This is a genomic window from Bradyrhizobium sp. CCBAU 11434 (assembly GCF_028128895.1).
GTDB classification, from domain to species: Bacteria; Pseudomonadota; Alphaproteobacteria; order Rhizobiales; family Xanthobacteraceae; genus Bradyrhizobium; species Bradyrhizobium zhengyangense.
This window is the reverse complement of record NZ_LBJX01000099.1, coordinates 99425-120065: the sequence shown is the minus strand read 5'-3', so window position 1 is coordinate 120065 and position 20641 is coordinate 99425. Positions and strand designations below refer to the sequence as shown.

Sequence of the window (20641 nt, the reverse complement as noted above, 5' to 3'; positions counted from 1 at the left end):
GTTTACAGGACATCTGTGCCGCCACCCCAGAGGCCGTGATGATCCCAACGCATTCGCTTCACCCGAACCGGTTCGCCGCCGTCACCGCCGTGGCCATCCTGTGGTGTGCCATTTCGCCGCTTCCCTTTGAAGGAACACTCATGGCGTTTGCACAGAATGACGCTTCCCGGCCGACGGAAGCTCCGCTGCGAAAAATCATCGCGGATTTGCAGCAGGGAGCTCCCGATACCGGCAGCATGGAGCCGGAGCTGGGCTCTGCCGTGCAGGCGCAGGCCGCGGCGATCGCGGGATTGCTCCAATCGCTCGGCCGCGTTCAGCAGCTCGAATTCACGGGCACCGAGAACGGCACTGATGTCTACAAGGTGACGTTCGAACGCGGCGCCGCCAGCTGGCGGATCCTCATGGCGCCGACCGGCAAGATCGCGGGCCTGCTGTTCAAACCAGTCGCGGCTCCCGAAACCAGGGGCGACGACGTTGCCATGGACGGCCTGTCGGGGACGTTGCTCAAGCCCAGGGATGTCGAGCACCCGCCGGTCGTGCTGCTCATCGGCGGCTCCGGCCCGACCGACCGGAACGGCAACCAGGGCGGCACGGGTCCCGGCGAACTACGGCAGCTTGCCGAACAGCTCGCCGAAAAGGGCATCGCGTCGCTGCGCTACGACAAGCGCGCCGTCGGACGCAGTGCCGTCGCCGGCCTTCGCGAGAAAGATTTTGTGCTCAACTCCTTCGTCGACGATGCCGTCACCTGGCTTGATTGGCTGCGACGGCGCCCCGATCTCGGACCCCGCATCATCGCCGGGCACAGCGAAGGCGGCGTGATCGCCCTGCTCGCTGCCAAACGCACCTCTGTTGCCGGCATCGTACTGCTCGCCACGCCCGGCAGGAAGCTCGGCGACGTCATCCGGGAGCAGTTGCAGGGATTTAGGATGGATGCTGCGCTCCAGAGCGAGGCGTCGACTATTTTGGCCACACTCGAGCGAGGTGAGTTGGTCCCCAACGTGAGCCCGGCTCTGCACGCACTGTTCAGGCCGAGCATACAGCGCTACATGATTTCCGAACTGGCGATCGACCCGGTGACAGAGATCAAAACTCTGACCTTGCCGGTGATGATCGTCTCCGGCGGGCACGATCTTCAGATCAGCTCCGCGGACGCCGACGCGCTATCCGCCGAACGCCCCGACGCGATTTGTCTCACCATTTCTGGTATGAATCACGTGCTGAAGATGGCGCCAGCGGATCGCGCAAGCCAGCAGGACGCATATTCGAACCCGAATCTCCCGCTCGCTCCCGGCCTCAGCGATGCAATTGCGAACTTCGTTCAGCAAGCGGCGCGCTGATTAGCCAAGGTTTGAATCCAGGTGCCGGACATGAACAGCATAGGCAGCGCTGCCAGCATGCAAATGGAGGAAACATGAGGCGATTTGTGGTGTTCGCAGTCCTGTTTCCGCCGCTCGCATTCATCGTTGCGTTCTGGGGAATGCTGCAAATCCTGAACTGGGCATTGGGCGAGAAAGGCACGGCAGACTATGGTCAATTGGTGCTCCTGCCGCTGGCCTATATGCTCGCACTGCTGCCGGCGCTGCTGACAGCCGTGGTGGACGATGTCCTGGCAAGGAGAAACATAAGGTATCGCATCCTTTGGACGGCGTTCGCCGGGTATGTGTTCATCTTCACGCCGCTGTTGGCGGCGCTGCTGACCGGCTCAATTCACGGGCCCTACCTCTTTCTGTTTGGAATCATCGGCGCGGTGCCCGCGGCCATCTGCTCATGGCTGACAGGAAGAACAACACCCGTGCCACGCGGCACGACGTCCTAGTGCCCGGCGGCGTTGACGATCGCAATCGCGCGCGACATCGCATCGGCCTTGGCCGCGACATTACCGGGTACGGACTGACGCTTCTCGCCGGGATCGTCAAAATCATGGGTCGCGCCGGGATATAGCAGCGCATCGACCGGCGTGCCGGCAGCGCGCGAACGCTCGGCCACATGCTGGCAGATCTCCGGCGAGACCTCTTCATCATCCGTCCCGAGGAACATCGTGATGGGTGTCGTTGTCAGGACGGTCGAGTCAAGCAAAGCTTCCTTTCCACAGCCGGGATAAAAGGCCAACGCGGCACGAAAGCCTGTCTGTTTGCCCTGCCGGATCATCACGTTCAGTGTCGTGCTGCCGCCATTGGACCAGCCTTGCAGAAAGACGCGGTTCTGGACGACGTCGCCACGCGCAAGCAGGTAAGTAAGCGCGCCCTCGGCATCGAACGGCCGCACCGTCAACTCGTTGACGCTATCGCGGTCCGGATCGTGGTGGGTGAACCGGCCAAAGCCGTGCGCCTTGCCGCGCGGGCCGAAACTGTCGGGCAGGAGCGCGAAATAGCCGCGCTCCGCCCAAAACTGCCCCCACATCTGATGCCGCATCGACAGGGTCGCCGCGTTGCAGGGGGACTGGACGGTTCGTCCGACAAACGTGCACCCGGCGTTGTCGTTTGCGGAGTAAGGTCCAGCGCGGCCATGTAGCATTACGACGGCCGGATGTGGCCCGCCGGTTGCTGGCTTGAACAGGTAGGCAACGATTTCGGCCTGGCCGTCGGCGCTCTTGAAGTAAACGGTTTCGGGAACGGCCGCAGCCGCCGACACCGCGAGCCACTGCGCCAGCACGCTGCCAAGGATCCAACGCCCGAGTGCGATCATGACGCCTGCTCTCTCACTTCGCTTCCACGCGCATCGCGGGGTCGCGGCCATTTCCGAGGTGCCGCCTCTGCAGCCAGCTTAATCGAAGATGTCCGCATGCCACAATGGAGACAACGCCCTGGAGCGTTGCCTCCACCGGATCTGCTGCTTCATTTCACTTGGCCCGTCACTTGGCTTGATTGGCCTGCGTGGTTGCGGCTTGCTTCTCCCACTCGAACGTGCCGAGACCGCAACGGAGCCAGACTTTCTGGTAGCCGAGACGGTTCATGGCGTCTTCTTCAACGTCGCGTGCGGCCGCCACTTTGCCGTCCGTCGCGAGCAACTGGATCAACTGCCTGAGCTCGGTGATCTTGCTCATGTCGGCTGCGGAAAGCTGAGCGGTGGGCAGCAGTTGGTCGATCGCCGCGCCCAACGCCGGAATGTCGGCGGCAGTCACGCAGGCCGGCGTAACAACGGGCTGCGGTTGCGCCGTCGCGGTGGAGGTTGAACCGCTTCCGGTCGCAACGCGCACCGGCGCGCTGTAGGGGACGGCAGCGGGCACGGCAACCGGCACCTGAACCGACGCCTGCGGGACGAAGATCACGACGGGATGGTGATGCTCATCCTTGTCGTTGTCGGGGTCGGGGCCGGGGTTGGGGAGCCCGCGCAAGCACCGTTGCAACGCCTCGCCGGACATGGCCTCACAATGCGGAATGGGTGGCCAAGGCTTGGGCGGCCAGGGCGGGGTGACTGAGGTCTGACACAATTTCGGATTGGTTGTGCAGTTGTCCAGGGCTTTTCCGACCGAGGAGATGCCCGGCGCCGGGATCATGACCTTTTTGTTCACGGACGACATTCCAGGCGCTGCCGGGATCGTCTGGGGAGCGTCGACGACTTTTGTCGGAATATGGCTGACCACCTGGCTCTCCTGCGGCTTGGTCAATACCGGCGCCGTCGAAGGGAGCTTCAGAGGAAAAGCCGCCGCCGGGACGGTGGCAGAGCAGATCGCAGTCGCGCTGAGGGCAATCGCGAGGAAGGTTGAAGTGCGTAACATGACTGTCTCCTGTGTTTGATGAACATCCAGGGCTCACGGCCCGTTGGGATGCGGTGTGACCATTCACACCTGCCCATCTGTCGTTGCGCCACGCCTGGCGTTCAGGAGATTTACGAGCGTTTACAGTCATTTACACCGAGTTTACAGCTCGTTTACGGGACACGCGAGCACCGTCAGGCTTGATTGATCAGGGAGCAGCCTCGGTGCTCGCCGGACGGCATATCGCCGCAGGCGAATGGAGCGATCAGGTCGACGCGTGTCGAGGCCTTCCAGCCGAGACCGCCGTCAAGCTATGGCGGCGCGATGCATCATTTCGATGAATTCGGGAGCAAGCCGACAGGATGATGTGCCGGCAACGTCGCTGGGATACAGGATGCGACGGCGGCCTGTGGCCGGATTTTCCAGGAGCATTTTCAAGAGATTCGAGCGACGGCAGAGGCAGTGCATAACCGCACCTCACCTCTGCCGACGCTGTTTCTTGCTGTTTCGCATGAACTGACGAACCGGCCTAGTTGAACGGATTGCGCCTCACGCGCGGCCACATCGGATCCATCGCGCGTCCCACGGTCGTCCTCATATGCGGATTGTAGGCCTTGGAGACCTGAGGCGTCTTCGTAAATCCCGCCGCTGCGGGGCCGGAGGCGTAAAGAAACACGCTGAGCGCAATCGCGAGGAAACCTGACATACGTAACATGACTATCTCCTGTGGTTGGTCGTGTTGAGCATCCAGGGCTCTCAGCCTGTCTGGACGCGATGTGAGCATTCACACCATGCCCATCTGTCACGCCGCCACGCCTCGCGTTCAGGGTATCTCCAAGCGTTCACAGCCGTTTACACCGGATTTACAGCCCGTTTACGGGACAAGGCGGCGGCGTCGGACTAGATTGATCAACGAGCGATGCGGGAACCTTGCATGGATTTCGCGCTCGCAATTCAGCTAGGCTCCCCTTCGTTTGTGATCAATCATTTGAGGTGCCGTCGTGATTTCTGCTCGCCCGTTTTCCGTGAGCCGGCTCGTTGCTATCACCGCTGCTGCACTCCTTTCGATCGCGGCGTCCCCGCCGCCGATCGGCCCGCTGCCCGACCGTGTCATGTTTCCGAGCGCCGACGGCCAGACCACGCTGGTCGGTTATGTGTTCAAGCCGGAAGGCCCGCATGCGGCACGGAGCCCGGCCGTGGTCATGATGCACGGCCGCGCCGGGCCCTATTCATCTCTTGCGGACGGCAGATACGATGCAACCACGCTTTCGCAGCGGCACCAGAAATGGGGACACCTGTGGGCGCAACAGGGTTATCTCGCCATTCTCGTGGACGGGTTCGGGCCGCGCGGTTTTCCGCAAGGCTTCTCGCATCAGGACTACAAGCAGCGCCCGGAAAGCGTGAACGAAGTGATCGTGCGGCCGTACGACGCCTATGGCGCACTCGCTTATCTGCACACGCGTAACGACGTGGCGGCGGACCGCATCGCGCTACAGGGTTGGTCGAACGGCGCAAGCGCCACGCTTGCCACAATGTCATCGGCCACGCCGGCGCTCAAATCGCCCTCGCCCAGCAGCGGCTTTCGCGGCGCGCTGGCTTTTTATCCTGGTTGTGGCCTGAAGGGACATTTCAAAGCCGGCCTGATCCCGTACGCGCCGCTGCGCGTGTATGTTGGGACGGCCGATGAAGAAATATCACCGCAGGAATGCAGCGAGCTCGTCGACGTGAGTCGGGCCCAGCAAGCCAACATCACACTCAAAATATATCCCGGCGCGACGCACGATTTCGATGATCCGGGTCCAAGCCGCCAGGACATTCCCGCCAACGCCGCAGCGACCCGGGATGCGACCGCGGAGGCGATCGCATTTTTCGCGTCGCTGTTGAAGAAGTAGGTCGGTCTTCATTGTAAAGAGGCAAAGTCGCACAGTGTCCTTGAGTGTGCACAGAATCACTGACCGTACGATCAACTTCAGTCAAAGTGCCCCCACGCCGCATGGTGCGGCCTCAACTCAGGAGCACGACAATGAAAGCCTCTCGTATCATTCTATCTACCTTCGCCGCTGCGATCGCGCTTGCCACGCTGACCGCGTCCTATTCCCCCGCATCCGCCGGCGCATTCGGTCCGGACTACGGTTGGATGGGCAACAAGCAGTATATGGCCTGCCTGAAATATGTGGGCGCCTTTGGCGCCGATTATCCGGGTAGGGACAAGAACATTCAATCCTGCAAGCGTAATTACCTCTAATGAATGCGACACCTGCATCGAAGAGGCGGCGCGGAAATGGGCAGCCTCTTCGATTGTGCTGAACGTCGTCGTTCACGGCTGCTTCAAGTGGCATAGTTTCGACGTCACTTCTATTCGGAGTTAAGAGATGCGATGGCCTCACTGGCACCCAACGCGCGCTGATATTCTGAGCATCCTGTTTGCTGTGGTGTTGGTCAGTCTCTGCGCTTTCATTGCGGTACGGCTTCCGTTTCTCCGTCAGCCGACCGGCTTCGGCCCCGATTGGAATTGCCAACCCATGCCCAAAGGCGATCCGGTGTGCACCAAGCGGCTGGATCGCTGAAGGCATTCCAAGCGCACTGCCTCTTCTTCTCGCATCAAGTTTGGTTGAGCATTTCGACATGGCGCAGGAAATCGTCCGCCTGAGCCAACGGCGTCCAGCCGCACGACAGCATCGGAGTATGAGCAAGCAAAAACGTCGGCTGGTTCTAAGCCGTCTCATTCCTTGGAGTGAGGCAACATCCGGATGAGAGTGCGGTCCTGGAATACCCAATGATGAATGAGCGCGGCGATCGCGTGGAACGCTGCGATAGCCACTAGCGCATGCGCTAGCAGCTCGTGCACTTCTTTCACGTTGTGGGCAAAGGCTGCATCCTTGAGCCACGGCGACGGAATGGCGACGAGACCCAGCAATGGCAATGCATTCCCCCGCGCGAATTGCAGCACAATCCCTGCGACAGGCACAGCGACAAGTAGCGCGTAAAGAGTATAGTGCGCGATCGCAGCAGCAGGATCACCCCACCTTGCGAGCCATGCGCCAAATTTGTTCGCTTCCGATACAGGTGGCGGATTGATCGATCGCCATATCAGGCGAGCCACGAGCAGAATGAGAATTGCGCTTCCGGCAGCAATGTGGATGGTAAGGCCGGTCTGGCGAGATTCGCCCTTCTGCAAGACGTCGCCAAAAATGCCCAGCATCCAAGCAAGAATGACCAGAACGACCGTCAGCCAGTGCAAGGTCTGCGCTATGGCGCCGTAGTCTTTGTCTGAATTGAGCAGCTGCATATCACAATAGACTAAACGCGAATCAATTCGTTGACGTGAATCAATCAGATCGAGCGCAGGCGATGTGCAGCTTCACCAATCGGCACACAAATAGCGCCGCCTGCTCGAATGACCGCAGGCGGCGGCTTCCCAGCCCTTGGGAGGATAATGCAGAATCCAGCAAACCAGATGCTGCACGACCGGGGCGGCAGCCACTTTGCTCTAGATCAAGACTCGTGCAACCATATGGCCGCAGTCTTAAACAATGCTGGTCGCTCCCCTCTGCAGCAGGGTTACGCGACATGGTCATCTTGATCTTGCGGATCAGACAAAGTCTACATGGAGGTCACAGATACCGCTCCGTCCTGCTGATGATCGTGACTTCCGGCTAGACGCTTGTCGCGGGTTGGCGCTGTGGTTTGTTTTCATCGACCACATCCCAGGCAATGTGTTCGACTGGCTGACCCTTCGCAACTACGGATTTAGCGACGCCTCCGAAGTATTCGTCTTCGTATCGGGCTATACGTGCATGGTCTCTTATGGTGGCGCACTGCGTAGCCAAGGCTGGCCAACCGTCATTGCTCGCAGCCTCAGGCGCAGCTTTGAGATCTACGCTGCTTTCCTGCTGCTCGTGATCGTCTATCTTGGGCTGGCCTGGCTAACGAGCTCCTACCTCGACGAGACCAATACGAGGCGGTTTTTCGACAATCCGGGGACGGCTCTCCTCCGTCTCCTGGCTCTTCAGTACGCCCCCGTCAACACGGACATATTGCCCACGTTCGTCTTACTGCATCTCGCATTTCCGATCGTGCTCTGGCTCATTGCCCGCAATGCGGCAATCGCGCTCGCTGCATCATTCATGCTCTATCTAATGGTGCAACTGTATAGCTGGCATTGGCCTGCCTGGCCTACCGGCGAACTCTATTTCAATCCATTTGCATGGCAGATACTTTTCGTCATCGGCGCTTGCTCCGCCGGTCCATGTGCCGAGAAGTTCGCGACTATCCTACAACGGCGCGTCACCATATCGCTTGCCGCAGCCTATGTATTGTTCAGCCTCGTAATTGCCTTGAGTTGGCGTCTAGATGCGTTCAAGTGGCTGATCCCGCAAATGATCGAGGACTGGCTCTATCCGATCTATAAGAGTCACTTGGACCCAGTTCGGATCATCCACTTCTTGGCAATCGTTGCGCTATTGACGCGCATCGTGCCCCCGGACGGCCGTCGCTCGCCGGGGCTTTGGACTACGGCACTGATCCGGTGTGGCGAAAACTCGCTACCGATCTTCTGCTTCAGCGTACTGGCTTCTTTTATGACATTCGTTATCCTGAACCGCGTGTCCGATGGGCTACCGATGCAAGCCGCGGTCACCGCGCTCGGCATCGCTCTCATGGTCGCGGTTGCCAACATTCTGACATGGGAAGCCAAGCTCGACCGGCGCGCGCCAGCGTTGTTCTAGGTGCCGGTAGTCAACCTCGATTGGCTGCAAACAGGCTTACACATACCTGCCTGGGCGGGCTCAATGTCGCTTGTTGGACCCGTTGCGTATTCAAGGGAGATGGCCCGATATCGGCAATTGACGAAACCAAGTCTCGCTCCGCTACCCGTTTGAGCCGTTGCTCCAAAAACGCGAGCGCCCGGTCGGAGGCTTTCTTAGTGCCTGCATATTCCGGATGAAAATCGAGGCCGTGCGGAGCACCGCGGTAGATCAGCTGTTGAGCCGGCCCGCCCAGCTCCGTCACCAGTCAGATGAGGTCGCCGGCGTTTATAGGGACACGGGCTGGTGCTCTGCGAGTAGGACTTTCCGTCATCCAACGTCACCTCGATGTCGATGCCACTCGTCCCCTGTCCCCGGTCACTGTTGTCGAGATTGAGACTAACAAGACCATGCCTTGATATCCGCTAGCGCGATCACACCCCAAACGGGTAGGTGTCCGGAAGCCCGACGATCTCGGCGGTATCAAGCGGAGTTATCGCCCGGGTGTCGTCAAACCAAATGTATTCGTCGAACTGTTGCGGCAGGCTGGCCCGGAAGTAGTGGCTCGCAAGTTCGGTTTCGGGTCTGTAGATCACGCCAATGGCTCGCTCGAGCCGTTCCTTGCCAAGCCCCCTTGCGCCACAGAGATCGCCGCAACCACGCAAGCCCAGCATGAAGCGCGGAAGCCCCACCGCGTGACATAGCCGTTCATAGCTGTTGGACAGCGACGCGCGAACGGTCTTGACCTCCATCGGACCGCCCCAATCGGACGCTGCGGCGACCGTGCCGCTGTGGGTGCCGAAGCCAACCAGATAGGCCTGGTCGCCAAACGCCGTGCGGCAGTGCTGCCCGATATTGTGCTCGCCGCGAGCCGCCATCTCAGTCGCCGCGGCATTACCGACATGCGAGTTGTGCGCCCAGATTACAGCCTTGCTGTCCGGCCCATGGAATGCCAACAGGTTCTTGAGGGTGTCGAACATATGACTGTCGCGCAGGTTCCATGACGCGCGAGAGCCGTAGTACATGATCCGGTAATAGCGTTCGGCGTTGGCTACTAGGCGCGCATTCTGCTCGGCATCGAGAAAGCGCTCGCCATCGTGCTCGGCATAGGCCCGGCGCTTTGCCAGCAGATCAGCGAGTGCGCGTGCTACGTCGGATTCGCAGGTCGGATAGGATCCGGTCAGCGCTGCATGGCCGTACGTGGCGGGATCGCGCTGCCACGGAGTCAGGCAACCATACCGCTCGCGGGCGACGCGCGCCGAGGTGGGATCGACTTCATCGAGGTAGTCGAGAACCGACCGAATTGAATCGTAGAGGCTGTAGAGATCGAGACCGCGAAACGCGACGCGCTCACTCTTCTCCACCGTGCCATTATGCTTGCGCAACCAGATGACGAAATCGCGCACCTCGGTGTTCCGCCACATCCATGTCGGAAACCGCGCGAACGCAGTCCACTCCGAGGGCGGATACTCGAAATGCCGCACGTAGTGATCGACCCTGGCGGCATCCGGCCAATCCGCCTCGATCGCCACGAGGCGAAAACCCTTCTTGACGATCAGATCGCGGGTGATGCGCTCGCGCATCCGGTAGAACTCGGAGGTACCATGGGTTGCCTCGCCGAGCAGCACGATGCGCGCCGACCCGATACGTTCCAGTAGTGGGCTGAGATCGGCCGCTTCGATGGATGGAAACGATTCTGCGGCGTCGGCGAGATTACGGACAAGCGTTTCCTCTTCCGGAGCGACCGGCCGAAGCGCTCGTCGTACGGGAACGCTAGTCTCGCCTTTTGCGGTCGCCCACCCCTCTTCTCCGATCAATGGAACGAAGCGGACATCGGCAATGTCTTCGCTTCGATACTCATCCTTCGAAACGCGGACGATGCATACCAATTCCTGAGCCTGCTGATCGGTGCCAACTGGCATTACCAGCCTGCCACCGACCTTCAACTGCTCCTTGAGCGCTTTTGGAACCTGCGGACCGCCGGCGGCCACCACGATGGCGTCGTAGGGCGCATGTTCGGGCCAGCCTTTGGTGCCGTCTCCATGCAGGACGTGGACGTTATCGTAACCGAATTCGGCAAGTGCGACCGCCGCCTTTTCGGCGAGGGGACCGAGGCGTTCGACCGTGTAGACATGGGCCGCAATCTCCGACAGCACCGCAGCGGCGTAACCTGAGCCGGCGCCGATCTCGAGCACCTTCTCGCCGCCCTTGAGCACGAGCGCTTCCGCCATGAAAGCGACGATGTAGGGCTGAGAAATGGTCTGCCCCCCGGCGATCGGAAGCGGCGAATCCTCATAGGCAAATTCACGAAGCTGCTCTGGCAAGAACAGCTCGCGCGGCACCTTTCCCATTGCCTCGAGAACCAGCTCGTCACGCACACCGCGCGCAGCGATATTGTGCCTGACCATCTCTGCCCGGAGCGCGGGAAACGACTTAAGCTTATCAGAGCGATCCGGATTTGGCGCTAACGATCCCATCACGATGGCTCCTGCATCTCGCTTGCGTTGAGTGCGCCTGCAAACGTCTCGCTATTTTGCAATAGTGCCGTCGACCGTCGCCCATATGTCCCGCTAACCGGTCGAACGAATGAAAACGAGCCAAACGCACGACTGCCACTGAACTCGGACTGGCGCCGCTCAACAAGGCGGCGGCAACGATCACAGTTGGAGTTGCAGCGCGCCTGCTAATCTCCAATGTTCAGTTTGGGACCATTGCTCATCCATCAATTTGATCGACATCAAACCGAGCAATGATGGACCCGTGAGAATTGTATGAATGAACGCCCCGGCCCCCCCCCAAGGTCAGGATGACGACATGTATGCAATGGTCCTATCCAAGCGCGGCGGGCCGCTAACGCTCCAACAACGACCGGACCCCACACCTGGTCCGGGCGAAGTCCGCGTCAAGGTCGGCGCCTGTGGTGTTTGCCGTACTGATCTGCACGTCGTCGACGGTGACCTTCCCGATCTTCGCTATCCAATTATCCCGGGCCACGAGGTCGTCGGCCGCGTCGACGCAATGGGAGAAGGCGTTACGGATCTGGTGCCGGGAATGCGTGTCGGCGTTGCCTGGCTTGGATACACCTGCGGTGATTGCTTCTACTGCCGCGCAGATAAGGAAAACCTCTGCGATCACCCAAGATTCACCGGCTACACGCGCGATGGCGGCTTTGCAAGCCACTTGGTCGCCGATGCCCGATATTGCTTTCCGCTCGACGAACACGGCGATGATGCTGCCATCGCGCCGCTGCTTTGCGCTGGCCTGATCGGCTGGCGGTCTCTGGTGATGGCCGGCGAGGGGAAAACATTGGGCATTTATGGCTTCGGAGCGGCTGGCCATATCGTGGCGCAGGTTGCGCGAGCCCAGGGGCGGTCGATTTACGCCTTCACCCGCAGCGGCGATCGAGACGCGCAGCAGCTCGCGCTTTCGCTTGGCGCGGCTTGGGCGGGCGCGTCCGAGGAAAGACCGCCGATCGAGCTGGATGCCGCCATTATATACGCGCCGGTCGGCAAATTGGTGCCGCTTGCGCTGCGTGCGGTGAGAAAGGGTGGTCGCGTCATTTGCGCCGGCATTCACATGTCCGACATTCCCGCCTTTCCCTACAGTATCCTTTGGGGCGAGCGGCAGGTCATATCGGTAACAAATCTCACGCGACAAGATGGCATCGATTTCCTCGCCGCGGCGGCGAACGCCGAGATTCACACACATACGACAGTGTTCCCGCTCACCAAAGCCAACGAAGCGCTCGCCTGCCTAAGAGACGGCAAGCTTATTGGTGCCGCCGTGTTGCGCCCATAATCGTAGCCGTAGGTTTCGGGCCACATCGCAGGCCGCCCAATCAGCTTGACCGGAATGCGCGGCCAGAAACTCCTTAATACGTCAGAGAGAACGGTCGTTCGCTGTATTCAAAGGTGGTCCTGACGACCTGGAGCGGGCAGCGAACGGAATCCCCGACGCGAACAGTTCGATTCCGGTTCTGCAGCAGACCGAATCCTGCGGCGATGGGGAGAACAGATCATCCGCTTTGTTCGCCCCGATATCCTATTCGGCGACGGGTACGCGATTGGCCTGTACCATCGGATCTACGCGCCGTATCGCAGGGGTGAAGGTACGGAAACGAAAGGAAAGTCGCACGGCAATCTGGCCCCAAACCTCCTCGACGTGAAAACGTCGCCCGAGACCCATTTTGTTCTCGGCAGCTCTTCCCGTTACTTATTGAAGAAGAATGCTTTTGAAATGGTGGGCGCACCAGGGCTCGAACCTGGGACCCGCTGATTAAGAGACAGCTTTGGCCTGAGAAAGCTCAATGACTTACTGATCGCACGACCGGGCTTAGCCGACCGCAAACGGGCATTCGTCGCACGATGGGCAGTCAGCAACCAACTGCGGCGCCGTCGCTGCGCGGGTCAGACCCTCCACTCAATATGCCACTTTGCGGATCGATGTTTATTCCGTGGGCGTGGCCGGCCATCTCGTTCCAAGGCCCCCAGCGGTTGATGATGTGCCCTCGTTGCGCAAGATCACGTACAGCCTCTTCGGAGAAGCGACCCTCCAGGTGCAGGGTATCGCGCGCTTCGCCCAGGCCAAAACGGCCCGACAGGAAGCGCGGCATTTCGATCGCCTCCTGAATATCGAGGCCATGATCGATCATCGCGGAATAGAGCTGCAACTGGATCTGGGGCTGTCCGTCCGCCCCCATGCAGCCGAGCACGCTCCACAGACTGCCATCCCGCTTGGCAATCGACGCGATCAAGGTGTGCAGGGGAATCTTGCCGGGCTCCAGGCGATTGGGATGATCGGGGTCCAGCGAGAAATAGGCGCTGCGGTTCTGAAGCACGATGCCGGTACGGCCCGCGACCAGACAGGAGCCGAACGCGCCATAGAGGCTCTGGATCAGCGAGACCGCGTTGCCCTCACTATCGACCGCGGCGACATAGACGGTGTCACCGGCCAGACTGCCGTAGGACGGAACCTGATCCCATCGCAGCGCCGAGCGGGTGTCGATCAATTCGGTGCGCTTGGCCGCATGGGCTTTGGAGATCAGCGTTTCGACCGGAACTTCCGCGAAGGCGGGATCGGCGAGCACGCGGTCGCGGTCGTGATAGGCGATCTGCTTTGCCTGCACCATCAGATGCATGCGGTCCGGGCCGAGCAGATCCTTCCTGTGTAGCTCATGGGGCTCGAGCAGGTTGAGCATCTCGAGGACGGAAAAGCCCTGGGTCGGCGGCGGCGTGTTGTAAATCTCGACGTCCCGATAACGACCAACCAATGGTGCGCCCCAGATTGCAGTCTGGCGCGCCAGGTCGTTCTCTCGAAAGAAGCCGCCAGCCTCACACGAGAAGCGCGCGAGCTCATCGGCAACCGCACCGCGATAGAAGCCAGCCCACCCCGCGTCCGCGATCGTCTGCAGGGTGCTCGCGAGATCAGGATTGATGAGCTTGGCTCCCGGCGCGGGAGCGACTCCATTGCGTAGAAACAACGCGGCCGCTTCGGCCTGTCCCGCAAGCTCGTTTCGCATGAGATCGATGAAACTCGCGAGGCGCGCGGTCACCGGAAATCCGTCCCGCGCGTAAGCGATCGCATTTTCGAGCACCTTCGCCAGCGGCAGGCGACCATGGTTCCGATGCGCTTCGGTCCAACTTGCGACAGCGCCAGGCACCGTGAGCGTCGCCGGCACGATCCCGCGCAGCGGGATCTCGCTCATGCCCCTCTCACGCAATGCCGACAGCGTCGCAGTACCGGCTGCCTTTCCGCCTCCGTTCAAAAATCTCACTGCGCCAGTCCGTCCCTCGTGGATCAGCCAAAACGCATCGCCGCCGAGCCCGGTCATGTGTGGATACACCACCGCCAGGACGGCGCTAGTGGCGATCGCGGCATCGATGGCGGAGCCACCGGCGCGCAAGACATCGACGCCGGCGCTCGAAGCCAGCGCGTGCGGTGACGTCACCATTCCGCGCGGCGCAAGCGTCACGGGGCGACCGGTGCGAATATCGATTGGCATGGCTTTGGCCGATCAGATGCCGGGCGGCCGGGCGAAACCGCCCAATGCCTGCTCGACCAGTTGGGCAAATCTGAGTGTGGTGCGATCGCCGAGATACGGTCCGACGACCTGCACGCCGGCGGGAAGGCCACCAACTCGGCGGCCCGTTGGAATGGCGGTGGCCGGAAGATTGGCGACTGTGACAAGACCGGGCCAAGCCAGATTGTCCATGTAGGGAATCGAGCCGCCGTTCACCTTGAGGCGCCGGTCAAATTGCGCCGCGAGATCGAGACGTTCGACGTCGTGCGGGAACGCGACCGTGGGCGTGATCGGGCATAACAGCACGTCGTAGTCGGCAAAGAAGCGGCGCCATGCACGATAGAGCTGATGCCGCTGCTCAGCCGCGGCAAAATGCTGGGACAATGACTGGCAGACGGCAGCGGCGATGCGGCGCGGATAGCCGCCGCTCTCCGACGCCTCCCCGGCAGCGACCAGCGCCTCGCGCGCCTGCGGCGGCAGGCCGCTGCCGATGATGCCGAACAGGGTTTGCAGATAGACGTCGTAGCTTGAAGCGGGATCGATGGGAGGTCGTGCTTGCCGATTCACCTTGGCGCCAAGGCGTACGAGATCGTCGACCAGACCCTCGATCGCGGCAGCGTAAGCATCATCCAGCGGATAAGCCTGCCCCTCGTTCCAGACGGCAATGCGGAACGATCGAAGATCCTCGTGGCGGGTGGGCGGCAGCTGCAACTGCGCGCCATCGACATCGGACGTGCCGAGAAGCACATCGAACAGCAGCTCAAGATCGAACGCGCTGCGCGCCAAGGGGCCGGCGACGCCCAACTCCACGGGGGCGACATGGCCGGGTGGCGGCGGAATGTGCCCCTCGGTGCTGACGAGACCATGGCTCGGCTTGTGGCCATAGACGCCGCAGAAATGCGCGGGCACGCGAATCGAGCCACCAATGTCGCTGCCGAGCTCAAGCGACGTCAGCCCCGCAGCCAATGCGGCAGCTGAGCCTCCGGAGGAACCGCCGACGGTGCGCTCACCATCCCACGGGTTGCGCGTCAGGCCGAACAGTGTGTTGCAGGATTGGTGGTCGGCGGCGCCCGCCGGCAGGTTGGTCTTGCCGAAAATCACGGCACCAGCAGCGCGGATTTTTGCGACCGGGACCGCGTCCTCATGCGGGCGATAGTCGCGCAACTCCTCCAACCCACAGGTCGCGGCCATGCCGGTGACAGCGAAGGAATCCTTGATCGTCATCGGCAAGCCATGCAGCGGCCCCGTCATCTCGCCGCGCGCGACCTTCTCATCGGCGGCGCCAGCCTGGCGGCGCGCCCCTTCTTCGTCGAGCGTAACCACGGCATTGCAGGACGGATTGACGCGCTTCACACGATCGAGATGCAGGTCGAGCAGCTCGCGCGCGCTGATGCGCCTCGCCTTCAACAATGACCTCTGCTCGGTAGCGGTGAGGAAACAGATCTCATCAGCAGACATTTTACTAGAGGACATGGCGTTTATCCCAATTGTCCGGCCTTCCCGGCCAGCGAGGCGAGATCTGGTGGCGAGGCCGGTGCCGTCCGGCCAACACCGAAAAGCTTGAGGCCGAAGCGATCGCGCAGCGGTGGCCAGAGGCCTCGCGGCGACCAGAGCATGACGATGACCGCGATGGCACCGAGCGCCACCAAGTACCAGCCGGCCGAAACGCCGAGCTGGTCGGTGATGAGCTCCCGCAAGCCGAAGAATATCACGGTGCCGATGATGGGACCTTCCAGCGTTCCGATGCCGCCGATCATCACGATGAACATCATATAGACGACCCAGTTCACGTCGAACGCCGCCGCGGGAGAGACGTAGAGATTGCCGAGGAAGGAGACCGCGCCGGCAAGCCCGCAGCCGGCCGCCGACAGCACGAAGACGATGAACCGGTTGCGTTGGACGTCGACACCGACGCTCATTGCCGCAAGATCGTTGTCGCGCACGCTCATCAGCCCGAGGCCGAAACCGGACCGCATCAGCAGGAACAGGCCGCCGATCGTCCCCAGCGCCAGCGAACCCGAGATCCAGAATAACACCGGCTCGAACCAGTCGAGGTCGAGCAACCGGCTCGATTTCAACGGCAGACCGGACGTGCCGCCGAGCCAGCTTGCCTTCATGACCAGGGCCACGACGATCTCGGAGAACACCCACATGGCGATCGAGAAATAGGCCTCGCGCAACCGGAACAGCGGGAGCGCAATGACGGAAGCCACTATCGCACCGGCAAGCGGCGCGATGGGCAACACCCAGTAAGGCGACAGTTCGAAGGTATCGGAAATCAGGAACAATCCGTAGGCACCGATCCCGACGAACACCTGGTGGCCGAAGGAGACAAGGCCAGCATAGCCCGCGAGCAGATTCCACATCTGCGCCATGGCCAGGATCAGCAGGCACTCGGTTGCAAAGCGCAAGGCACCCTCGCCGAGCAGCAACGGCCCCGCGACAAGCAGCAGGACGGCGAGGACGCACGAGATCGCAATTCCCTTCGACATGATCAGGCCCTGCTCGCGACGAGACCCGCCGGACGGATAAGGAGCATGACGAAGAACAGCAGGTGTGCGTAGAGCAACCCCGCGTTCGGGTCCCATTTCAGGCCGATAAGCTGCGCCATGCCGAGCACGATGCCACCGAGCAGGGCCCCCCAGAACGATCCGATGCCGCCGAGCACCACGACCTCGAAGGCGATCAGCAATCGCTCCACCCCGGAGAATGGCGTGAAGCTCGATCGCACCGCCAGCAGCACCCCGCCGATCGCGCCAAGCGCCAGCGACAGGCCCATGACGTAGTTGTAAACACGATCTGGCTTGACGCCGAACAAGCGCACGATGTCGCGCCGGTCGGCGGTCGCCCGCACGATACGACCGAAGGCTGTGCGCTTGAGCGCCCACTGCAGGAGCAGGAACAGCAGCACCGCCGCGATGAGCGTCAGCAATGGCATCACCCCGATGTTCAATCCGAACAATCTGACGCTCGCACGCGAGAGCTCGCCGAGCTGAAGGCTCCTGACGTCGGCGCCGAATACCTCGACCATCAGGTTGCGCAGCACAATGGAGACGCCGAAAGTCAGCAGCAGCGGTGCGAACGGATCGGGCGCCCGTGCCACCCGGTTCATGATCACAGCCTGGTAGAGGTAGCCGACTCCGAAGGCCGCCATCACGACCGGGATCAACACGAACAGCGGATGGGCTTGCGGAAACAAGCCAACCAGCATTACGGCGAGATAGGCGGCAAGCACCATGAACTCTCCGTGCGCGATATTGACCAGGCGCATCACGCCGAAGACGAGCGCAAGCCCGATGCCGAGCAAGCCGTAGAGACCGCCAAGCAGAGCTCCGTTCACCAGCGTCTCAATCCAGGCCATGTCCCCTCGCTCACATCCCGAAATAGGCTTGCGTCAGTTCGGCGACGCTGACGTCGCCTGCATTTGCCGTCAGCGACACACGCCCCTTCAGCAGGCAGTAGATGCGATCGCTGGCGCTTGTGGCGCGCTTGACGTCCTGCTCGACCAGCACCAGGGCCGTTCCTTCCCGGCGGATGTCGTTGAACGCGCCGTAGATCTGCTCGACCATGACAGGCGCGAGGCCCAACGATATCTCGTCGCAAAGCAGCAGGCGCGGGTTGCACATCAGCGCGCGTCCGATGGCGACCATCTGCTGCTGGCCGCCCGAAAGCTGCCGCGGCATATGGTTGCGCCGCTCCTCCAGGGCCGGAAACAGGTCGAACACCCGCCGCAACGTCCACGACCCCGGCCGCTTGCTCACCTGCCCCATCTGGAGATTCTCCTCCACGGTCAGGGTGTCGAACAGCATCCGTCCTTCCGGCACCATGCCGAGACCGAGCCGTGCGATGATCTCCGCCGGCGTATCCCGGATATCGCCACCGTCGAACCGGATGCTGCCGTGCTTGCTGTCGATCAGGCCGACCAGCGCGCGCAGGAACGTGGTTTTGCCGGCGCCGTTGGCGCCAACGAGCGCGACCGCTTCGCGCTCGGCGACCGAGAACCCAAGCCCGAAGATCGCCTGCAGATCGCCGTGAAAGACGTCGAGCTCCTGGACTTCAAGCAGCGTCATCGGCCGTCAATCCCATGTAGATTTCCTTGACCGTGCGGCTCTCCATCACCTCTCCCGGCACGCCGTCGAGCACCTTGCGGCCGAAATTCAGCACGAGGATGCGGTCGGCAACCACCCGCAAGGCATGTGGTATGTGTTCGATCCAGATCATGGCGTGATCGGCCTTCACGCCTGCGATGATCTCGATCAGACGCTCGACTTCAGGTTCGGTCAGCCCCGCCGCGATCTCGTCGAGCAGGATCAGGCGCGGCTTCGAGGCCAGCGCCTTGGCGAATTCGAGCCGCTTGCGGTCGATCAGCGGCAGAGCGCCGGCGACGCGGTCGGCCTTGCCGGCGAGCGAGGTCCGGCGCAGCACGTCCATCGCCCAGTCAGTGGCTGCCGAACCGTGCAGGCGGCCGCCATAGGTCGCCGCCACCAGCACGTTTTCATAAGCCGTCAGATGCGGAAACGGCTGCGGGATCTGGAAAGCCCGGCCAATCCCCAGACGAACGCGCCGATGCGCCGGCACATGCGTGATGTCCCGGCCGTCCAGGTTGATCGAACCGCCGTCCGGCTTGATGAGTCCGACGATCAGGTTCAGCACCGAGCTCTTGCCGGCCCCGTTGGGTCCGATCACACCAAGGCATTCGCCGAGCGCGAGCTCGAAATCGAGGTCATCGGCAACCTTAATGACCCCGAAACTCTTGCTCAGACCGGCAACGCGCAGGACTTCGACCATTTGCTTAAATATCCGCGTCGATCCACACGCTTCCGATCAAGCGAGTTTCGATAGGAGTGCGAGATCGGCCTGCTTCGGGATGAACGGCGCGGTGCCGTTGTGCACGATCAGGAGTTCGTAGGGCGACTTGCCGCCCTTGGTCTTGCGCCACTGGCCGCCCGCCAGCGAGGTGACGGCAACGTTCTTGATCGGGCTACCCTTGAACTTGACCGGACCGATGACGGTCTCGATGTCGAGGCCGGCGATGGCATCGCGTAGCGAGTTCTTGTCTTTGGGGTCGCTGTTACGCAGCGCTGCGAAGCCGACCTCCCAAAGCGCGTGGGCGTAGCCAATAGGCTGCGTCCATTGCTTGCCGGTGGTCTTTTCCCATTCGGCCGCAAGCTCTGCGGCGGTTTGCCCGGTGAGCGACGACTTGAAGGGATAGGCAGGCGTCCACCAGACTTCCGTCGTCATGCCGTCGCCGCGATCGCCGAGTGCGTTCAACGCGCTAGGGAACAGGAAGGCCGCGGCGACTGTGCAAATCTGCGGCTTGAATCCGGCCTGCGCCGCCTGATTCCACAGGGTGACCCAGTGGTTGCCGTAGGTGAAGCCGGACACGATATCGACGCCGTTGTTCTTGAACGCAGAGACCTGGTTAGAGAAATCGTCCGTTGCGATCTGGAAGAGGCCAGCCGACAGTTCCTGGAAGCCTGCTTGCTTGATCCCGGCCGGCAGTCCTCGCGCCTGATCAGAGAATGCCGTGCCAGCTGGGTTATCGATGTAGAGAGTTCCAACCTTCTTGTTGGTCTCGACCGACTGCCACATGCCGACAAAGTTCTTCACGACATCATCGGCGCCCCAGAAGAAATGGAACGTGTAAGGAAAGCCCTTGTCCGGCGTCGACTTGCGCGGGAACATCCAGCCCTGCCATGGCACCATGGTCGACAACGTCGGCACACCCCGTGCGTCCGCCAGCTCGCCGACTGGAATGGAGGCATCGCCGTCCTCCACCAGGAGGAGGTCGCATTTTTCCCGAAGCACCAGTTCGCTCGCCACGACCGACGAGCGGTTCGGATCGGACTGATTGTCCTTGATGACGAACTCGACGGCGTAGTTCTTGCCGCCGATCTTCAGCCCGTCCTTCACCAGGGCTTTCATCCGCTCGTGAATCCATGGGTCCGGTTCGGCGAAGGCAGCGCGGACGCCGGAGAGACAACCGGCCCAGCCGATCTTGATGGTGCTTGATGCTGCACCCGCGATGTTGACCAGCGGCACGTTGCTGGCGGCCGCGAGGCCTGCGCTGCCGGCCGCCTTGAGCAGACTGCGCCGGCTGATCTTTTCGCCACCGATCTTGGTCGTGAACTTACTGGTCTTACTCACGTTTATCTCCTGCAAATGATCCGTTGATTGAAA

The 20641-nt window shown here is 61.6% G+C and carries 18 protein-coding genes; 6 read left to right on the top strand and 12 right to left on the bottom strand.

The window, feature by feature from the left end; genetic code table 11:
• Window positions 1–140: 140 nt before the first annotated feature.
• Both XI06_RS31345 and XI06_RS31340 read left to right on the top strand, forming a co-directional pair.
• Window positions 141–1337: an alpha/beta hydrolase gene (locus tag XI06_RS31345; protein ID WP_237889997.1), complete on the top strand. Its 1197-nt coding sequence runs from the start codon at window positions 141–143 to the stop codon at window positions 1335–1337.
• A gap of 74 nt (window positions 1338–1411) precedes the next feature.
• Window positions 1412–1816 (top strand): DUF5413 family protein, encoded by a 405-nt coding sequence (locus XI06_RS31340; protein WP_237864814.1) that lies wholly within the window; start codon window positions 1412–1414, stop codon window positions 1814–1816.
• Here the strand turns inward: XI06_RS31340 and XI06_RS31335 are convergent.
• From XI06_RS31335 to XI06_RS31325, 3 genes are all read right to left on the bottom strand, one after another.
• On the bottom strand, window positions 1813–2685 hold the full coding sequence (locus XI06_RS31335; RefSeq protein WP_271607148.1) for a dienelactone hydrolase family protein: 873 nt from the start codon (window positions 2683–2685) through the stop codon (window positions 1813–1815). The two genes, XI06_RS31340 and XI06_RS31335, sit on opposite strands and share 4 nt — an antisense overlap.
• A gap of 166 nt (window positions 2686–2851) precedes the next feature.
• A complete protein-coding gene (locus XI06_RS31330) occupies window positions 2852–3718 on the bottom strand; it encodes a hypothetical protein (RefSeq protein WP_237889998.1) in 867 nt (288 codons plus the stop codon).
• A 508-nt stretch (window positions 3719–4226) separates the two neighbouring features.
• On the bottom strand, window positions 4227–4412 hold the full coding sequence (locus tag XI06_RS31325; RefSeq protein WP_237864817.1) for a hypothetical protein: 186 nt from the start codon (window positions 4410–4412) through the stop codon (window positions 4227–4229).
• A 397-nt stretch (window positions 4413–4809) separates the two neighbouring features.
• Between XI06_RS31325 and XI06_RS31320 the strand changes: the two genes are divergently transcribed.
• Together XI06_RS31320 and XI06_RS31315 are read left to right on the top strand one after the other, a co-directional pair.
• Entirely contained in the window at window positions 4810–5589 is a 780-nt protein-coding gene (locus XI06_RS31320) for a dienelactone hydrolase family protein (RefSeq protein ID WP_237864818.1), read from the top strand.
• A 131-nt stretch (window positions 5590–5720) separates the two neighbouring features.
• Window positions 5721–5942, top strand: a complete 222-nt coding sequence (locus XI06_RS31315; protein WP_237864819.1) for a hypothetical protein — start codon at window positions 5721–5723, stop codon at window positions 5940–5942.
• A gap of 477 nt (window positions 5943–6419) precedes the next feature.
• Here the strand turns inward: XI06_RS31315 and XI06_RS31310 are convergent, their stop codons facing one another.
• Window positions 6420–6986, bottom strand: a complete 567-nt coding sequence (locus XI06_RS31310; protein ID WP_237889999.1) for a cytochrome b — start codon at window positions 6984–6986, stop codon at window positions 6420–6422.
• 331 nt (window positions 6987–7317) lie between these two features.
• Here XI06_RS31310 and XI06_RS31305 point away from each other — a divergent pair, with 331 nt between their 5' ends.
• Window positions 7318–8424: an OpgC domain-containing protein gene (locus XI06_RS31305; RefSeq protein WP_271607233.1), complete on the top strand. Its 1107-nt coding sequence runs from the start codon at window positions 7318–7320 to the stop codon at window positions 8422–8424.
• Window positions 8425–8876: 452 nt separating this feature from the next.
• Here XI06_RS31305 and XI06_RS31300 read toward each other — a convergent pair whose 3' ends face one another.
• A complete protein-coding gene (locus XI06_RS31300) occupies window positions 8877–10919 on the bottom strand; it encodes a protein-L-isoaspartate(D-aspartate) O-methyltransferase (RefSeq protein WP_237890000.1) in 2043 nt (680 codons plus the stop codon).
• 337 nt (window positions 10920–11256) lie between these two features.
• On the opposite strand from XI06_RS31300, the gene XI06_RS31295 reads away from it, so the two are divergent.
• The gene (locus XI06_RS31295; RefSeq protein ID WP_237890001.1) at window positions 11257–12240 is read left to right on the top strand and encodes a zinc-dependent alcohol dehydrogenase family protein; all 984 of its coding nucleotides are present in this window, start codon (window positions 11257–11259) and stop codon (window positions 12238–12240) included.
• Between the two features lie 574 nt (window positions 12241–12814).
• Here the strand turns inward: XI06_RS31295 and ggt are convergent.
• The 7 genes from ggt to XI06_RS31260 are packed head-to-tail and all read right to left on the bottom strand — an operon-like array spanning window position 12815 to window position 20608.
• Complete coding sequence (ggt, locus tag XI06_RS31290; protein WP_237890002.1) at window positions 12815–14443, bottom strand: gamma-glutamyltransferase; 1629 nt, start codon at window positions 14441–14443, stop codon at window positions 12815–12817.
• Window positions 14444–14455: 12 nt separating this feature from the next.
• Window positions 14456–15934: an amidase gene (locus tag XI06_RS31285; protein ID WP_237890003.1), complete on the bottom strand. Its 1479-nt coding sequence runs from the start codon at window positions 15932–15934 to the stop codon at window positions 14456–14458.
• Window positions 15935–15939: 5 nt separating this feature from the next.
• On the bottom strand, window positions 15940–16953 hold the full coding sequence (locus XI06_RS31280) for a branched-chain amino acid ABC transporter permease (RefSeq protein WP_237890004.1): 1014 nt from the start codon (window positions 16951–16953) through the stop codon (window positions 15940–15942).
• Window positions 16954–16955: 2 nt separating this feature from the next.
• A complete protein-coding gene (locus XI06_RS31275) occupies window positions 16956–17822 on the bottom strand; it encodes a branched-chain amino acid ABC transporter permease (RefSeq protein ID WP_237890005.1) in 867 nt (288 codons plus the stop codon).
• A 10-nt stretch (window positions 17823–17832) separates the two neighbouring features.
• Window positions 17833–18531 (bottom strand): ABC transporter ATP-binding protein, encoded by a 699-nt coding sequence (locus tag XI06_RS31270; protein ID WP_237890006.1) that lies wholly within the window; start codon window positions 18529–18531, stop codon window positions 17833–17835.
• The gene (locus tag XI06_RS31265) at window positions 18518–19249 is read right to left on the bottom strand and encodes an ABC transporter ATP-binding protein (protein ID WP_237890007.1); all 732 of its coding nucleotides are present in this window, start codon (window positions 19247–19249) and stop codon (window positions 18518–18520) included. The genes XI06_RS31270 and XI06_RS31265 overlap by 14 nt, the downstream gene beginning before the upstream one ends.
• A 36-nt stretch (window positions 19250–19285) precedes the next feature.
• Window positions 19286–20608: an ABC transporter substrate-binding protein gene (locus tag XI06_RS31260; RefSeq protein WP_237890008.1), complete on the bottom strand. Its 1323-nt coding sequence runs from the start codon at window positions 20606–20608 to the stop codon at window positions 19286–19288.
• Window positions 20609–20641 lie beyond the last annotated feature (33 nt).

What these genes read in the sequence shown, in the direction of transcription:
- XI06_RS31345 (WP_237889997.1), top strand. Translation starts at nt 141, where the DNA reads ATGGCGTTTGCACAGAATGACGCTTCCCGGCCGACGGAAGCTCCGCTG.
- XI06_RS31340 (WP_237864814.1), top strand. Translation starts at nt 1,412, where the DNA reads ATGAGGCGATTTGTGGTGTTCGCAGTCCTGTTTCCGCCGCTCGCATTC.
- XI06_RS31335 (WP_271607148.1), bottom strand. Translation starts at nt 2,685, where the DNA reads ATGATCGCACTCGGGCGTTGGATCCTTGGCAGCGTGCTGGCGCAGTGG.
- XI06_RS31330 (WP_237889998.1), bottom strand. Translation starts at nt 3,718, where the DNA reads ATGTTACGCACTTCAACCTTCCTCGCGATTGCCCTCAGCGCGACTGCG.
- XI06_RS31325 (WP_237864817.1), bottom strand. Translation starts at nt 4,412, where the DNA reads ATGTTACGTATGTCAGGTTTCCTCGCGATTGCGCTCAGCGTGTTTCTT.
- XI06_RS31320 (WP_237864818.1), top strand. Translation starts at nt 4,810, where the DNA reads ATGTTTCCGAGCGCCGACGGCCAGACCACGCTGGTCGGTTATGTGTTC.
- XI06_RS31315 (WP_237864819.1), top strand. Translation starts at nt 5,721, where the DNA reads ATGAAAGCCTCTCGTATCATTCTATCTACCTTCGCCGCTGCGATCGCG.
- XI06_RS31310 (WP_237889999.1), bottom strand. Translation starts at nt 6,986, where the DNA reads ATGCAGCTGCTCAATTCAGACAAAGACTACGGCGCCATAGCGCAGACC.
- XI06_RS31300 (WP_237890000.1), bottom strand. Translation starts at nt 10,919, where the DNA reads ATGGGATCGTTAGCGCCAAATCCGGATCGCTCTGATAAGCTTAAGTCG.
- XI06_RS31295 (WP_237890001.1), top strand. Translation starts at nt 11,257, where the DNA reads ATGTATGCAATGGTCCTATCCAAGCGCGGCGGGCCGCTAACGCTCCAA.
- ggt (WP_237890002.1), bottom strand. Translation starts at nt 14,443, where the DNA reads ATGCCAATCGATATTCGCACCGGTCGCCCCGTGACGCTTGCGCCGCGC.
- XI06_RS31285 (WP_237890003.1), bottom strand. Translation starts at nt 15,934, where the DNA reads ATGTCCTCTAGTAAAATGTCTGCTGATGAGATCTGTTTCCTCACCGCT.
- XI06_RS31280 (WP_237890004.1), bottom strand. Translation starts at nt 16,953, where the DNA reads ATGTCGAAGGGAATTGCGATCTCGTGCGTCCTCGCCGTCCTGCTGCTT.
- XI06_RS31275 (WP_237890005.1), bottom strand. Translation starts at nt 17,822, where the DNA reads ATGGCCTGGATTGAGACGCTGGTGAACGGAGCTCTGCTTGGCGGTCTC.
- XI06_RS31270 (WP_237890006.1), bottom strand. Translation starts at nt 18,531, where the DNA reads ATGACGCTGCTTGAAGTCCAGGAGCTCGACGTCTTTCACGGCGATCTG.
- XI06_RS31265 (WP_237890007.1), bottom strand. Translation starts at nt 19,249, where the DNA reads ATGGTCGAAGTCCTGCGCGTTGCCGGTCTGAGCAAGAGTTTCGGGGTC.